This is a genomic window from Nocardioides baekrokdamisoli (genome assembly GCF_003945325.1).
GTDB classification, from domain to species: Bacteria; Actinomycetota; Actinomycetes; order Propionibacteriales; family Nocardioidaceae; genus Nocardioides; species Nocardioides baekrokdamisoli.
On record NZ_AP019307.1, the window covers coordinates 194,369 to 209,146 of the forward strand.

At 66.7% G+C, this 14,778-nt stretch carries 18 protein-coding genes; 8 read left to right on the plus strand and 10 right to left on the minus strand.

Going from position 1 to position 14,778, the window contains the following annotated elements; translation table 11 throughout:
- Positions 1 to 42: 42 nt before the first annotated feature.
- The 6 genes from KCTC_RS00800 to KCTC_RS00820 all read right to left on the minus strand — a co-directional run bounded on the left by KCTC_RS00800 (position 43) and on the right by KCTC_RS00820 (position 4,383).
- Positions 43 to 720 (minus strand): hypothetical protein, encoded by a 678-nt coding sequence (locus tag KCTC_RS00800; RefSeq protein WP_125565869.1) that lies wholly within the window; start codon positions 718 to 720, stop codon positions 43 to 45.
- A complete protein-coding gene (locus tag KCTC_RS14590) occupies positions 708 to 869 on the minus strand; it encodes a hypothetical protein (protein WP_164512421.1) in 162 nt (53 codons plus the stop codon). Before KCTC_RS14590 ends, KCTC_RS00800 begins: the two co-directional genes overlap by 13 nt.
- 145 nt (positions 870 to 1,014) lie before the next feature.
- The gene (locus KCTC_RS00805; RefSeq protein ID WP_125565872.1) at positions 1,015 to 1,917 is read right to left on the minus strand and encodes an EamA family transporter; all 903 of its coding nucleotides are present in this window, start codon (positions 1,915 to 1,917) and stop codon (positions 1,015 to 1,017) included.
- Between the two features lie 27 nt (positions 1,918 to 1,944).
- Positions 1,945 to 2,775, minus strand: a complete 831-nt coding sequence (locus KCTC_RS00810; protein WP_125565874.1) for a COX15/CtaA family protein — start codon at positions 2,773 to 2,775, stop codon at positions 1,945 to 1,947.
- Complete coding sequence (locus tag KCTC_RS00815; RefSeq protein ID WP_125565876.1) at positions 2,766 to 3,545, minus strand: ABC transporter permease; 780 nt, start codon at positions 3,543 to 3,545, stop codon at positions 2,766 to 2,768. Before KCTC_RS00815 ends, KCTC_RS00810 begins: the two co-directional genes overlap by 10 nt.
- Positions 3,538 to 4,383, minus strand: a complete 846-nt coding sequence (locus KCTC_RS00820) for an ABC transporter ATP-binding protein (protein ID WP_231998774.1) — start codon at positions 4,381 to 4,383, stop codon at positions 3,538 to 3,540. The genes KCTC_RS00815 and KCTC_RS00820 overlap by 8 nt, the downstream gene beginning before the upstream one ends.
- 100 nt (positions 4,384 to 4,483) lie before the next feature.
- Between KCTC_RS00820 and KCTC_RS00825 the strand changes: the two genes are divergently transcribed.
- From KCTC_RS00825 to KCTC_RS00860, 8 genes are read left to right on the plus strand one after another with little or no spacing between them, the layout of a single operon-like run.
- Positions 4,484 to 5,221 (plus strand): helix-turn-helix transcriptional regulator, encoded by a 738-nt coding sequence (locus KCTC_RS00825; RefSeq protein WP_231998775.1) that lies wholly within the window; start codon positions 4,484 to 4,486, stop codon positions 5,219 to 5,221.
- Positions 5,218 to 6,666 (plus strand): Fe-S cluster assembly protein SufB, encoded by a 1,449-nt coding sequence (gene sufB, locus KCTC_RS00830; RefSeq protein WP_125565878.1) that lies wholly within the window; start codon positions 5,218 to 5,220, stop codon positions 6,664 to 6,666. Before KCTC_RS00825 ends, sufB begins: the two co-directional genes overlap by 4 nt.
- Positions 6,666 to 7,838, plus strand: coding sequence for a Fe-S cluster assembly protein SufD (sufD, locus tag KCTC_RS00835; protein ID WP_125565880.1), 1,173 nt, complete (start codon positions 6,666 to 6,668; stop codon positions 7,836 to 7,838). Before sufB ends, sufD begins: the two co-directional genes overlap by 1 nt.
- A complete protein-coding gene (locus KCTC_RS00840; protein ID WP_125565882.1) occupies positions 7,835 to 8,185 on the plus strand; it encodes a non-heme iron oxygenase ferredoxin subunit in 351 nt (116 codons plus the stop codon). Before sufD ends, KCTC_RS00840 begins: the two co-directional genes overlap by 4 nt.
- Positions 8,182 to 8,940: a Fe-S cluster assembly ATPase SufC gene (gene sufC / locus KCTC_RS00845; protein WP_125565884.1), complete on the plus strand. Its 759-nt coding sequence runs from the start codon at positions 8,182 to 8,184 to the stop codon at positions 8,938 to 8,940. Before KCTC_RS00840 ends, sufC begins: the two co-directional genes overlap by 4 nt.
- Before the next feature lie 2 nt (positions 8,941 to 8,942).
- The gene (locus KCTC_RS00850) at positions 8,943 to 10,217 is read left to right on the plus strand and encodes a cysteine desulfurase (RefSeq protein WP_125565886.1); all 1,275 of its coding nucleotides are present in this window, start codon (positions 8,943 to 8,945) and stop codon (positions 10,215 to 10,217) included.
- Positions 10,217 to 10,717 (plus strand): Fe-S cluster assembly sulfur transfer protein SufU, encoded by a 501-nt coding sequence (gene sufU, locus KCTC_RS00855; protein ID WP_125565888.1) that lies wholly within the window; start codon positions 10,217 to 10,219, stop codon positions 10,715 to 10,717. The genes KCTC_RS00850 and sufU overlap by 1 nt, the downstream gene beginning before the upstream one ends.
- Positions 10,714 to 11,022, plus strand: a complete 309-nt coding sequence (locus KCTC_RS00860; protein WP_125565890.1) for a metal-sulfur cluster assembly factor — start codon at positions 10,714 to 10,716, stop codon at positions 11,020 to 11,022. The genes sufU and KCTC_RS00860 overlap by 4 nt, the downstream gene beginning before the upstream one ends.
- 15 nt (positions 11,023 to 11,037) lie before the next feature.
- On the opposite strand, the gene KCTC_RS00865 is transcribed toward KCTC_RS00860, so the two are convergent.
- The 4 genes from KCTC_RS00865 to KCTC_RS00880 form a co-directional block, all read right to left on the minus strand.
- Positions 11,038 to 11,772, minus strand: a complete 735-nt coding sequence (locus KCTC_RS00865) for a G1 family glutamic endopeptidase (protein ID WP_125565892.1) — start codon at positions 11,770 to 11,772, stop codon at positions 11,038 to 11,040.
- A 59-nt stretch (positions 11,773 to 11,831) separates the two neighbouring features.
- Positions 11,832 to 12,194, minus strand: a complete 363-nt coding sequence (locus KCTC_RS00870; RefSeq protein ID WP_125565894.1) for a hypothetical protein — start codon at positions 12,192 to 12,194, stop codon at positions 11,832 to 11,834.
- Position 12,195: 1 nt separating this feature from the next.
- Positions 12,196 to 13,686, minus strand: a complete 1,491-nt coding sequence (locus tag KCTC_RS00875) for a DEAD/DEAH box helicase (RefSeq protein WP_125565896.1) — start codon at positions 13,684 to 13,686, stop codon at positions 12,196 to 12,198.
- Positions 13,687 to 13,869: 183 nt separating this feature from the next.
- Positions 13,870 to 14,739, minus strand: coding sequence for an alpha/beta fold hydrolase (locus tag KCTC_RS00880; protein WP_125565898.1), 870 nt, complete (start codon positions 14,737 to 14,739; stop codon positions 13,870 to 13,872).
- Between the last annotated feature and the right edge of the window lie 39 nt (positions 14,740 to 14,778).

The following is a 14,778-nucleotide window of genomic DNA, read 5'->3' on the forward strand; positions in this document are numbered from 1 at the left end:
TGCGGTGAGATGTGAAGAAGTGCGGGCCGAGATGACCGCGCGTCACCAGCGGTACGGGTCGTACTTCGTGTTCAGCAGGTACTTCAACTCAGCGAGCCAGCGTTCCAACTCGACGGCGATGAAGTCTCCGCGGCGGACCACCACGTACCGCCACCCGCGCTTGATCAGGCGGCGCCGCCGTTCGTGGTCGGCCGCGTCGTACTCGCCGCCGTGGAACTCCTCACCGTCGTACTCCACCGCGACCATCTGGTTCTCGTAGGCGAAGTCCAACCGGTACCTTTCGCCGTCGTACGCATCGACCCAGACCTGCGGCGTGGGGGTGGGCAGTCCGGCGTCGCGGATGGCAAGCCACACCCACGCCTCGCGTGGAGACTCGTACCGTGGGTCGATCAGCCGGGCGAGTTCCCGGAGCTGTACGACGCCGCGCCGGCCCTCGAAGCGAGGGATCTCGCTCTCGAAGTCTGCAGGCATCAGGCCGTGCCGTCGGGTGAGCTCGCAGAGCGCGGCGTACGCCTCGCGCCGGCGCAGGCGACATCCGAGGTCCAGAGCCGTACGCAGGGGAGCCGTGACTTCGAGGGTGCCGAGACGGACGATCTCCTCGTCGGTGAGGTCGCGTCTGCCTCCGGCGATTCCGTCTCTGCGTACGGGTTCTCGGCCGTCGATGCTGCAGACGTCGACCGGCGGCGGGTCGCCGTGCTCAGCCCACGTCATGGTGTCCACGCCGTGCAGCCAAGCCGCGCGTCGACGTAGATCTCGTGGAGTACGGGTCGAATCCTGCCGCGGTTGACGAGGGTGAAGAACTCGTGTCGCTTGAGGCCTGTGCCTTCGAGGTCGCTTCGGGTGAAGGGTGTTTGAGGCAGATCGATCATGCATAGATCGTGGTGGCGGCAGGATGACTGCGACATCGACGCTGCGCGGTCTGTGCACGACCTACGTGCCCCGGGGTGCTGTGGAAACGAAGGGGACCGTCAGGTGGCCGTCGCGGCATTCCTTCACCTCTCGGCGCTGAAAACCTCACCGTTCGGCGCTGTAAACCTCACCGTTCGGCGCTGTAAACCTCACCTTTCGGCGCGGTGGGGAGAGGGCGAGCCAGGCGCCTGCGATGAGCACGACCCCGCCGATGATCTCGGCTGCATTCGGTCGCTCGCCCAGGAAGATGGCCGAGGCCACCATCCCGACCGGCGGAACGACCAGGACCCACGGGACGACGCTGGCCGACGAGTAGCGAGCCAGCAACCCGTTGAAGATCGTGAATCCGGCGACGGTCGACAGGATCACGGTGTACGCCGTGGAGGCCAGCGCGGCCCATCCGAAGGTGCCCAGTCCGTGGGCGACTCCGCTCGGTCCGCTGACGGCCAGGGCCAGGACTGCGAGTGGGACCGGCGGTACGAGTGAGGCCCAGACCGTGAGCGGGAGCCCCGACGGTGCGCCGGAGCCGCGAGCGATCACATTGCCGATCGCCCACGTGATCGCAGCGAAGCCGACGAGGACCACGGCTCCCAGTGAGATCGCTCCACCCCGGCCGATCCCGACGACGACGAGTCCTGCCGCAGCGACCGCTACGCCGAGAAGAGTGCGCACTCCCGGACGTTCGCGCAGCGCGATGGCTGCGAAGGCGATCGTCAGGGGCACCTGGGCCTGCAGCATCAGAGCGGCAAGTCCGGCGGGGAGGCCGGCCGCCATCGACAGGTAGAGGAAGCCGTACTGACCAGCGAACATGAACAATCCGACGCCGATCACTGCCCGGGCGCTGGCTCGGGGCCGTGGGATGAAGAGCGCGAGCGGCGCGACACCGAGGAAGCGGATCGCCGCGAAGACCAGCGGTGGGACATCGCCCATGCCGGCATCGATGACGACGAAGTTCACGCCCCAGATTACCGCCATCAACGCGGCCAGCAGGCGGTGGCGGGGACTCATGCCCTGAGCATGCCGGGGCTCCGGCACTCAGGCGAGTGAATTACGCCGCTCCAACAGCACCCAGGTGGAGGCTGCGGCGACCAGTGAGGCGCCGAACATGTGCGCGGCCACAAGGGGGATCGGCAGGTGCGTGAAGTACTGGACGAACCCGATGACCGCGTTGACCACGACCGCAGCGAGGAGCGCGTACGCCGCCGGGGAACGACGGAGGACGACGAGGGCGATCGTGAGGCCGGTGAGGAGCATCACGGCATCGGTGTGCAGCTGCGCGGTCTGAAGCGCCGACAGTCCGTTGCGGTGCGCCTTCTCGTCACCAGCGTGTGGGCCGGCGCCTGTCACCACGGTGCCGAGGTAGAGCACCGCAGCGGCGGCGAGACCCTGTGCCACGCCGAGGACATCCGGCGCGCTGCATCGGCCGAGCACGGTGAGGAGCAGGCGTACCGACAAGGCGATGATGGCCATCGAGAGCATCAGGTGGAGCGAGACGACCCATGGGTTGAGGTCGGTGAGCACGGTGATGCCACCGAGTACGGCCTGCGCGGGGATGCCGAGGGCGATCCACACGGCCTGTTTGCGGTGCGGCGTGGTCCATGCGGCTACCACCGTGACGATGGCGATCACGACCAGGACGTCAGTCAGTGACCGGTTGGAGAACTCAATGATCTTGTGGTGGTTGACCGCACCGTGGGGCACGAGCGAGTTGCCCTGGCACTGCGGCCAGGTCGGACATCCCAGACCGGAGCCGGTGAGGCGTACGACGCCGCCGGTGACGACGATCAGGATGTTGGCAATCAGGGTCGTCCAGGCCAGCGGCTGCAGGTACGGCGCCATTCGGTTCGTGATGTCTTTCACTCCCATCTGAAGGTCCTGGCTGTCCCCACCGCCGCCACCGCGGCCCACACGGCCAGGACCAGCAGCGACGCCCACGCGATCCGGCCATCGAGCAAGCCGGTACGCATTGCGTCCCCGAGCGCGCCCGACGGGAGGAACTTGGTGATGTGTCCGAACTCGCCGTACGAGGTGCGCGGGAGCACGACCGCCCCACCGGCCATCAGCAGCAGATAGAGCAGATTCGCGGCCGCGAGAGTCGCCTCGGCGCGGAGGACGCCAGCGATGAGCAGACCCAGCGAGGCAAAGGCGGCGGTCCCGAGGAGGGCGGCCATCAGCGCGCCGGCGAGCCCGGCAAGACACAGCTGCGGCGACCAGCCGAAGAGGAGCGCCACCACGGACAGCACCACGATTTGCAGCACCTCGACCGTGAGCAGTCCGAGGATCTTGCCGACCAGAAGACCACCGCGAGACAGGGGAGAGGCCCCCAGACGTTTGATCACGCCGTACCGACGCTCGAATCCGGTGGCGATTGCCAGCGAGGCGAACGACGTCGACATGACCGCCAAGGCGAGTACGCCGGGGGCGATCGTGTCGATCAGTTCCTGGGGTGTCTTCGCGAAGGACAGGCTGAGGTGCTTGCCGCCCTCGTAGCCACCGATGAGGACCATCACGGGGATGACGATCGCGATCAGCAACTGCTCGCCGTTGCGCAGCATCAGGCGTGATTCCATGCCGGCGTGCGCGAGCACCATGCGCCAGAACGGTGCGGCGCCGGGGTGAGGGGTCAGCTCAGTCATGCTGGATCCCCCTGCCGGTGAGTTCGAGGAAGACGTCCTCCAGCGACCGCTGACCGAAGGTCACGGACTGGATCCCGATCCCGTTGTCCGTGGCCCAGGTGTCGACGGCGCCGCGCAGGGCGGCTTCCTGGGCAGGAGTGAGATCCCGGTCGATGACCAGGCGCACCGTGGCTGAGGATCCGCGGGTGAGTTCATCGGGCGTACCGGAGGCGATCAGGCGACCACGATCGATGATGTGCACCTGGTCGGCCAACTGCTCGGCCTCTTCGAGGTAATGCGTCGTCAGAACAACTGTCACACCCGAGGTGCGCAGCTCGCGCAGCAGCTCCCACGTCGTGCGACGCGCGGCAGGGTCCATGCCTGCCGTCGGTTCGTCGACGAATACGAGCTCAGGGCGGCCGACGAGAGCCAGAGCGAGCCCGAGGCGCTGCTGCTGGCCACCGGAAAGACGGCGGTACGGCGTACGTCCGCACTCCTCAAGAGCCAAGCGATCGACGAGGTAGTCCAGCGGGAGGGGGTTGGCGTGCAGCCGCGACACGTGCCGCAGCATCTCGAGTGCCTTGACGCCTGACCACGCGCCCTGCCCCTGCAGCATGACGCCGATGCGCGGCATCAGGGCCTTGTGGTCGCGTACCGGATCGAGACCCAGGACCCGAACTGAACCCGCATGGGGTCGGCGGTATCCCTCGCAGGTCTCCAGCGTCGTGGTCTTGCCGGCACCGTTCGGGCCCAGGACTGCCGTGATCGTGCCTTGCTCGACCGTCAGGGACAGGCCGTCAACGGCGGTTTTGGAGCCGTACGACATCCGCAGATCGCGGACTTCCACAGCGGCAGGCACGGCGGCGAGTCTAGGTGACGGAGTGGGGGCCGACGCCTTGCGGGGCTACTTAGGGTTACCTTCTTTGAAACCCGGCCACCATTAACGTCACAATGGTGTTGTGAAATTCGACGAGGCGGCTGAGTTGGTGCGTGAGGCTGATGCCTCGCTCGCGCCTCAGCACGGCGAGGAGCGTGGCACCCGCCGTCGCATCGCCCGCTCGATCCTGGTCGACGGGGCCAGCACCGCGGCCGACCTGGCACAGCGGCTGGACCTCACACCTGCGGCCGTACGCCGACACCTGGATCTGCTCCTCGAAGAAGGTGTGATCGAGGTCCGTACCCACCGTGGCCCGGTGAGCCGCGGTCGTGGTCGACCGGCGCGCGCCTACGCATTGACGGAGAAGGGCCGCGAGGCTTTCGAGAAGAAGTACGACGACCTGGCGGTGCAGGCTCTTCGCTTCATGCAGGAGCAGTCCGGTGACGAGGCCGTACGCGCCTTTGCGCGCAAGCGCGCGGGCTTCATCGGCGACCGGTTCGCGGCCGGACGCGCCGACAATCCTGAGCTGAGCAACGCCCAGGTCCTCGCGCAGCTCTTCACCGATGAGGGCTACGCCGCCGGCGTACGCGACCTGCCTACGGCCGAGCAGCTCTGTCAGGGCCATTGCCCGGTCGCGCACGTGGCGGCCGAGTTCCCCCAACTGTGCGAGGAGGAGACGAACGCGATCTCCGACGTCCTCGGCACTCACGTCCAACGCCTCGCCACCATCGCCCACGGCGACGGTGTCTGCACAACAGTCATCCCGCATGGGATGGCCCAGAGAGCGCAGCATCCATCACAAGAAGGAGTACGTCGATGACGTCCACCGAAATTGAGCAGGTTGCTTCGAACAAGATCGAAGACCTCAACCCCGAGCTCAAGGGCATCGGCAACTACGAGTTCGGCTGGGCCGACAAGGATGTTGCCGGCGCCAACGCCAAGCGCGGTCTGAACGAGGATGTCGTCAAGGACATCTCCTCGAAGAAGTCGGAGCCGCAGTGGATGCTCGACCTGCGACTGAAGGGTCTCGACCTCTTCGGACGCAAGCCGATGCCGAACTGGGGTTCCGATCTCAGTGGGATCGACTTCGACAACATCAAGTACTTCGTGCGTTCGTCGGAGAAGCAGGCGGCGACGTGGGAGGACCTCCCGGAGGACATCAAGAACACGTACGACAAGCTCGGCATCCCGGAGGCGGAGAAGCAGCGCCTGGTGTCCGGTGTCGCGGCTCAGTACGAGTCCGAGGTCGTCTACCACTCGATCCGTGAGGACCTCGAGGCTCAGGGCGTGCTCTTCCTGGACACCGACACCGCGTTGCGCGAGCAGCCGGAGCTCTTCCAGGAGTACTTCGGCACGATCATCCCGGTCGGCGACAACAAGTTCGCCGCGCTCAACACCGCGGTGTGGTCGGGTGGCTCGTTCGTGTACGTCCCGCCGGGTGTCCACGTGGACATCCCGCTGCAGGCGTACTTCCGGATCAACACCGAGAACATGGGCCAGTTCGAGCGGACGCTGATCATCGTCGACGAGGGTGCGTACGTGCACTACGTCGAGGGTTGTACGGCGCCGGTCTACAGCTCGGACTCGCTGCACTCGGCCGTCGTCGAGATCATCGTGAAGAAGGGCGGCCGCTGCCGCTACACGACCATCCAGAACTGGTCGAACAACGTCTACAACCTCGTGACCAAGCGTGCCGTCTGCGAGGCCGGCGCCACCATGGAGTGGGTCGACGGCAACATCGGCTCCAAGGTCACCATGAAGTACCCGGCCGTCTACCTGATGGGTGAGCACGCCAAGGGCGAGACGCTGTCGATCGCGTTCGCCGGCCCGGGTCAGCATCAGGACGCTGGCGCCAAGATGGTGCACGCCGCGCCGAACACCTCATCGTCGATCCTCTCGAAGTCGGTCGCCCGCGGCGGCGGCCGTACGTCCTACCGTGGTCTGATCCAGATCAACGAGGGCGCTCACGGCTCGAAGTCGAACGTGCTCTGTGACGCCCTTCTCGTGGACCAGATCTCGCGGTCGGACACCTACCCGTACGTCGACATCCGCGAGGACGACGTCTCGATGGGCCACGAGGCCTCGGTCTCGAAGGTCTCCGACGACCAGCTCTTCTACCTGATGCAGCGAGGTCTGCAGCAGGACGAGGCGATGGCGATGATCGTGCGCGGCTTCGTCGAGCCGATCGCCAAGGAGCTCCCGATGGAGTACGCCCTCGAACTCAACCGCCTCATTGAACTGCAGATGGAAGGAGCCGTCGGCTGATGTCGGTAGCCCTCGACTCAATCAACAACATCCTCGAGCTCGACAAGGTCGAATCGCACCTCCACCCGGCGGGCTCGTTCGACGTGGCGGACCACCCGGTCCCCACCGGTCGCGAGGAGATCTGGCGGTTCACGCCGCTCAAGCGCCTGCGCGGTCTGCACAAGGACGCTCCGCTCGGTGGCGTCAGTTATGTGCCGACGTTCGACGCGCCGGAGAGCGTACGCATCGAGCTCGATCACAGTGGCCGTTTGAAGGGCATCAGCGGCCTGGTGCCGTGGGACCGGATCTCGGCGCGCGCCCTGGCCGCGGCGGGCCGGACGCTCGAGGTCACGATCCCCGCTGAGACGGTGGTCGACCGCCCGGTGTTCATCACCATCACTGGTACGGACATGCTCGAGGCCACGGCGACGCACGCGGTCATCCGCGCCGAGAAGTTCTCCAAGGCGATTGTCGTGATCCGCTTCGAGGGTTCGATGACACTGGCGGACAACGTCGAGGTCATCGTCGAGGACGGCGCCCAGTTGACCGTCGTCAGCATCGACGACTGGGCTGATGACGCGGTCCACGTCGGTCACCGGCACATCCGCGTCGGCCGCGATGCGCACTTCAAGCACGTCGACATCACCTTCGGTGGCGACGTCGTACGCCACGACACGACGACTGACTACGCCGCTCCGGGCGGTTCGGTGGAGATGCTCGGTCTCTACTTCGCGGATGCCGGTCAGCACATCGAGCACCGGTTGTTCGTCGACCACACAGCCCCGAAGACCAAGTCGCACGTGGTCTACAAGGGCGCGCTGCAGGGCGAGGGCGCCCACACCGTCTGGATCGGCAACGTCCTGATCCGCAAGATCGCCGAGGGCATTGAGACGTACGAGGAGAACCGCAACCTGGTTCTCACCGATGGTGCCCACGCCGACTCGGTGCCGAACCTCGAGATCGAGACCGGCGAGATCGAGGGTGCCGGCCACGCGTCCGCGACGGGTCGCTTCGACGACGAGCAGCTGTTCTACCTGCGCTCGCGCGGCGTCTCCGAGGCTGAGGCCCGCCGCCTGGTCGTGCACGGCTTCTTCAACGACCTGATCAAGCAGATCGGTGTCCCGGAGCTCGAGGAGCAGCTGGCCTCGACTGTGGAGGCTGAGCTCGCCAAGAACGTCGGGGAGAGCGCATGAGTGCGGCTGAAGGGCACTGGGTACGCGCCTGCGCGCTCGATGATCTGGCGGAGGGCAAGGCCCTCGGTCTGACCATCGATGACCAGGATGTCGCGATGGCCCGCGAGGGCGACGAGGTGTTCGCCATCGAGGACCAGTGCTCGCACGCCCTGTACGCCCTCTCTGAGGGCGCGGTGAAGAACTGCGAGATCGAGTGCTTCCTGCACGGCTCGACGTTCAACCTCCGCACCGGCCAGCCCGACGGGCTGCCCGCCACCATTCCAGTCGCCACCTTCCCGGTCGAAGTCCGGAACGGCGACGTCTACGTCGATGTGACCACCACCCTGAACGGAGTGACCCCGCAGTGAGCAAGCTCGAAATCAAGGACCTCAAGGTGACCGTTGAGACCGAGGACGGTCCGAAGGACATCCTCAAGGGCGTCACCCTGACGATCAACAGCAACGAGACGCACGCGATCATGGGCCCGAACGGGTCTGGCAAGTCGACCCTCGCGTACTCGATCGCCGGTCACCCGAAGTACACGATCACCGGCGGCGAGGTGCTCCTCGACGGCGAGAACCTGCTCGACATGAGCGTGGACGAGCGCGCCAAGGCGGGTCTCTTCCTGGCCATGCAGTACCCGGTCGAGGTGCCCGGCGTGTCGGTCGCCAACTTCCTGCGTACGGCCAAGACCGCGATCGATGGCGAGGCCCCCAAGCTGCGTACCTGGATCAAGGACGTCAACGGCGCGCTCGAGAAGATGAACCTGGACCCGGCGTTCTCGCAGCGTTCGGTCAACGAGGGCTTCTCCGGCGGTGAGAAGAAGCGGTCGGAGATCGCTCAGCTCGACCTCCTCGACCCGAAGGTCGCGGTCCTGGACGAGATCGATTCCGGGCTCGACATCGACGCGCTCAAGGTGGTCTCGGACGGCATCAACCGCTTCGCCGAGCGCGACGACAAGGGTGTTCTGCTCATCACCCACTACACGCGCATCCTGCGGTACGTGAAGCCGGACTACATCCACGTGTTCGTCAACGGCCGCGTCGCGGAGACCGGTGGTTCGGAGCTCGGTGAGGAGCTCGAGGCGAACGGGTACGACCGCTTCTTGAAGGCATCGGTCTGACCATGTCTGCGCTGCCCGGGTTGCTTCCCGACCTCGAGATCGTCCGCAAGGATTTCCCGATCCTCGAGCGTACGGTCGCGGACGGGCAGCGACTGGTCTACCTCGACTCGGCCAACACCTCGCAGAAGCCGCAGATCGTGATCGACACCATGGTCGATCACCTGGAGCGGCACAACGCCAACGTCGCCCGGGCGATGCACACGCTCGGGTCGGAGTCGACTGAGGCATTCGAGGGCGCGCGCGACGCAGTGGCGTCGTTCCTCGGGGCACCGGAGCGCGATGAGATCATCTTCACCAAGAACGCCTCCGAGGCGATCAACCTCGTCGCGAACACCCTCGCGTGGGGCGACCGGGCGTTGAAGCCGGGCGATGTGGTGGTCACCACTGAGATGGAGCACCACTCCAACATCGTGCCGTGGCAGATCCTGACGCAACGAACGGGCGCCACCCTGAAGTGGTTCTCCCTCACCGACGACGGCCAACTCGATCTGTCGAACATCGACGAGCTGATCACTGAGGACACCACGGTCGTCACACTGACCTGGGTCTCGAACATGCTTGGCACGGTCAACCCGATTGCACGGATCACCCGGCGGGCCCACGAGGTCGGTGCCCTCGTCGTCGTCGACGCTGCCCAGGCTGCACCGGTGCTGCCGATCAACCTTGCTGCGATGGCACCGGAGGAGCGCCCCGACTTCGTGGCGTTCACCGGCCACAAGACCGTCGGTCCGACCGGCATCGGCGTCCTCTGGGGCGCCCGGTCCGCGCTCGAATCGCTCCCGCCGTTCCTCGGCGGCGGCGAGATGATTGCCACGGTCACGATGGCGCGGTCCACGTACGCGGGGATTCCGCACAAGTTCGAGGCTGGGACGCCGCCGATCGTCGAGGCCGTAGGCCTCGGTGCCGCGCTGACGTACCTGAGCCATCTCGGCATGGAGAACGTGCACCGGCACGAGCAGGCGATCACCGCGTACGCCCTCGAGGGCCTGCGCACTGTGAGGGGCCTGACGATCATGGGCCCGGCAGACGCGGCGGTCCGCGGGGGAGCGATCTCGTTCGAACTGGCCGGCGTGCACCCCCACGATGTTGCCCAACTGCTCGACTCCCGTGGCATCGCGATCCGCGCCGGCCACCACTGTGCCAAGCCGGCCCACGCCCGTTTCGGAGTCCAGGCATCGACCCGGATGTCGTCGTACCTGTACACGACGCCGGCCGAGATCGACGCGCTGGTCGAGGGCCTGGAATACACCCGCAGCTACTTCCGTTTGGACGGCTGATGAGTACTCAGGCCAACCTGGACGCGATGTATCAGGAGATCATCCTCGACCATTACAAGAACCCGCATCACAAGGGTTTGCGCGATGAGTACGAGGCCGAGGTCCACCACGTCAACCCGACCTGCGGCGACGAGATCACGCTGCGGGTGCACCTCCATGACGGAGTCGTGGCCGACGTGTCGTACGACTCCCAGGGATGCTCGATCTCGCAGGCCTCCGCCTCCGTCCTGACGGACCTGGTGATCGGCAAGAGCGTCGACGAGGCGTTCGCGATCCAGGAGGAGTTCCTGCACCTGATGCAGGGCAAGGGCGCGGTGGAGCCCAACGAAGACGTGCTCGAGGACGGGATCGCGTTCGCCGGAGTGGCGAAGTTCCCGGCTCGGGTGAAGTGCGCACTGTTGTCGTGGATGGCGTGGAAAGACGCCACGAGCCAGTCGCTTGCGACTGGCGACCTGGCCGCACCCGCGGCCACCACCCAATCTATGGAGGGCCAGTCATGACGCTGACCATTGAAGACGTGTCCGAGGCCATGAAGGACGTCGTCGACCCCGAGCTCGGCGTGAACGTCGTCGACCTCGGCCTCGTCTATGGCGTACACGTCGACGGTGACGAGGTCGTGCTCGACATGACGCTCACCTCGGCGGCATGCCCGCTGACCGATGTCATCACCGATCAGACAAACTCGGCACTCGAGGAACTCGCCTCCAACGTGCACATCAACTGGGTCTGGATGCCGCCGTGGGGTCCCGACAAGATCACCGACGACGGTCGCGAGATGTTGCGGGCCCTCGGTTTCAACCTCTGAGAGCGGGCTCTCAGGTCAGCTGTGCGCCCAGGCCACTCTGAACTGCTGCCCGTCGGGAGACAGCGGGCCGGGTTGGGCCTTGACGATGCCGCTGGCGGCCATGGTGATCTGATTCGGGTTCAGCGATCCGATCGGCGTGCCGTTCACCTGGGCGCCGGTGAAGGTGACCGACCCGAAGTTGGCCAACGGCAGCACGCCGCGGCCACTCGACGGAGCCTCCGCGATCACCTCGGCTGATTGCAACTGCGCAGTTGTCAGTGACCGGGTCACCGTCCGGGTCCACTTCGTACCGTCAGTCAGCAGCAGGGTGAAGTTGCCGGCGCCGTCCGAGGTGACGGTCGCGGTGATCGTGTCGCCGGGGGAGACCGGGTTGGTGAAGTTCACCGGAGCAGCCGGATACATCTCGTACCAGCCGTAGTACGCGGGCCTCCCGCGGGAGCAGTCCGCGTCCGTACCTGTCTGCTCGACGCTGCTGCTGCCGTCGCCATCAAGACCGACCCAGAACGAGGAGTATGCGTTCTTCTTGCCCGAGCAGGTGACACTCGGCTGCACCCAGGACGCGGTCACGCGGGTGTATCCGCCAGCGGTGACGTCGTAGCCGGACCAGTTCGTACTCGTCCCGGCCGTCCCTCGACGAAGGGCGGAGTGATCGGTCGCACCTGTTGCTGCCTGGCTGACCACGGTACTGCCTGCTGCGAGCAGGAGGACTGCCGAGATGTGTGCTGTGCGGCTGACGACGTGCTGCGACATGCTGCGCCTCCAAGGACGACTGCTGCCCCCCGCTTACGCCACGATCGTACGCCGAAGAATCAGTGGCCGTGAGCGTTGTGCGCGACGTACTCGGCCCAGATCTGGTCGCGATCGGACCCGCTCAGCGGCCGGGCGTCAAGTACGCCGTCGTCCACCTCCACGACCCCGCGCTCCAGTTCGGCGACGGTGAGCCAGTCGGGACCGTAGTCCTCCATCTGGCACTCGCGAGTGCCATCGGCCCACATGACGTCGAAGACCATGAATTCGCGCTTCACCCAAAGCGCCGGGAACGTACGAATCCGGAGGATCTCGGACGCGATGTGGCCGACCACGATGCCATCGCGGGACAACTCCCAGGCGGCGTCGCGGAACGGGTCGAGACGAGCGTCCGCGGGCCAGTTGCCCGCAGTCAGGATGCCCACCTCAGCGACCGGAGCTGCGACGTCCGCCGCTGAAGTTCGCGGCGCTGTGGCCGCCACTGGACCGCTGCCCGGTGCGTGCGCCCTGACCGCTGCGGTTGCCCTGGCCTGACGGCTTGGTCCCGCCCGACTTGGGCGCACCGGCGTTCGGCACTCCAGCCTTCGGGCCGCCCTGGCGCTGACCCTGCTTGGGCGCCGCAGCACCGGCGCCGCTGCCCTGGCCCGCCGCACGACGGCGACGCTTGCGCTGTGCGTTGGCACCCTCTGACCGGGTCTCGCCTTCGGCTTTGACGATCTGGCCGTGCATCGGTGCCGGAACGAACGCCCCGCCGCGGAACCGCTCGCCGGGGGCGATCTCGTTCATGATCGGGTGCGATGCGCCGCTCACGCGGGTGGTCGTCGGGTTGATGCCCGCTGCCCGCGTCAGGTCGCGTACGTCCTTGGTCTGGTCTGACGTCATCAACGTCACCACGACGCCCTCGTTGCCGGCGCGAGCCGTACGACCGGAGCGGTGCAGGTATGCCTTGTGCTCGGACGGCGGGTCGGCGTGGATGACCAGGGTGACGTCGTCGACGTGAATGCCGCGCGCGGCGATGTCGGTGGCCACGAGCACGGTCGCGTCGCCGGCGTGGAACGCGTCCATGTTGCGAGTCCGCGCGTTCTGGCCGAGGTTGCCGTGGAGTTCGACAGCCGGGACACCCTCGCGGTTGAGCTGGCGAGCCAGACCCTTGGCGCCGTGCTTGGTGCGGGTGAAGACGACCGTGCGGCCCGGCGCGCTGACCAGATCGGTGAGGATCGCGAGGCGCTGGTCGCGCTCGATGTGCAGGACGTGGTGCACCATCGTCGCGACGGGCGACTGCGCCGAGTCCGCCTCATGAGTGACCGGGTTGGTCAGGAACTGCTTGACCAGCGCGTCGACGGCCTTGTCGAGGGTGGCGGAGAAGAACAGTCGCTGGCCATTGCGCGGGGTGGCCGCGAGCAGGCGGCGTACGCCCGGGAGGAAGCCGAGGTCGGCCATGTGGTCGGCCTCGTCGATGACGGTGATCTCGACGGACCCGAGGGTGCAGTGACCCTGCTTGATCAGGTCTTCGAGGCGGCCCGGGCAGGCGACGACGATGTCGACGCCCTTGCGCAGCGCATCGACCTGCGGGTTCTGGCCGACGCCGCCGAAGATGGTGCGTACGGTCAGGCCGGTGCCGGCAAGGAGCGGCTCGAGGGACTCGACGATCTGGCCGACGAGCTCACGCGTCGGCGCGAGGATCAGGGCACGAGGTGCCTTCGGACGTGCCTTGGAACCGTCCGCGAGGCGCGCGACCATCGGAAGGAGGAACGCGTACGTCTTGCCGGAGCCGGTGCGGCCGCGGCCGAGTACATCGCGGCCGGCGAGCGAGTCGGGCAGGGTCGCCGTCTGGATCGGGGTGGGGTCGGTGATGCCCTGCGGTGCGAGGGCGTCGATGAGGCGTGCGGGCACGCCGAGGTCAGCAAAAGAAGACATGAAGTCACTCTCAACAAATGCTCGCCGACATCCGGGTCCAGCGGGCGCTGGTCGGAATGACACGGAACACCGGCTGAATCAGCGCGGCACTGCGACGTGGGACAACTCGCGGCAAGACGAAACGAGTCGACAGATTGAGGGTACGGGTACGACGGCCCTGACGGGCAATCCCCGCGCGTGGCTCTATTGCGAATCTGCGGTGAGGAACGGCAGGAGGGCGGCGATGACGGCGCCGGGATTCTCGACCTGCGGGTAGTGCCCGGTCGCTGGACCGTCGTCCAGGTCAACGATGGTGGCGTTGGGCATCCGCTCGCGCAGTCGAGGGATCACATGGCGGCCGCTGATCGGATCGGCTGGCCCCCAGATGAAGAGCGACGGGCCTTCGTAGGACTCCAACGACTGCCGCCAGCGGGCGGCGTACGTCCTGCGCTCGTCGATGTAGCGCAGCACACGGTGCTGGACTGCCTTGCCGTTGTCGTACGCGATGGAGCGCCACATCTCGTGCAGGTCCGCCCTCGCCGGGACGCGCCCCATGATCTGGTGCATCGCCGCGGTGAAGGTGCGCTCGCTGATCACCGGAGCCATCAGTCGGCCGAGGGGGCTGTGCAGAAGTCTCTGCGTCGCGATCGGGCGGTGCAGATCGGGGTAGAGGCCACCGTTGAGCCAGACCATCCGAGTCACTCGCGCCGGGTTGCGGGCTAGGAGTTCCTGGGCGACTGAGACGCCGTAGTCGTGAGCGACCAGCGCCGTGTCACCGATGTCGAGCGCCGTCCACATCGCTTCCACGAGGTCAGACTGCTCGAGCAGCGAGTAGTCGTACCCGCGCGGCTTGTCGCTGGCGCCGAAGCCGAGCAGGTCGAGCGTCGTGACCCGCATCCCGGCCTCGACGAGCGCCGGCACGATTGCGCTCCAGTCGTGCGAGGACGTCGGGAAGCCGTGGATCAGCGTGACCGGGCTGCCACCCGCCGGACCGTCCTGGCGTACGAAGATCTCGTGATCGCCGAGGACGATCCGATCTCCGCCGGCAATCCAGTCGTCGAATGTCGTCAGCATGTCCCGATCGTGCCACCCCCGGACCGGGTACCGTCGCGG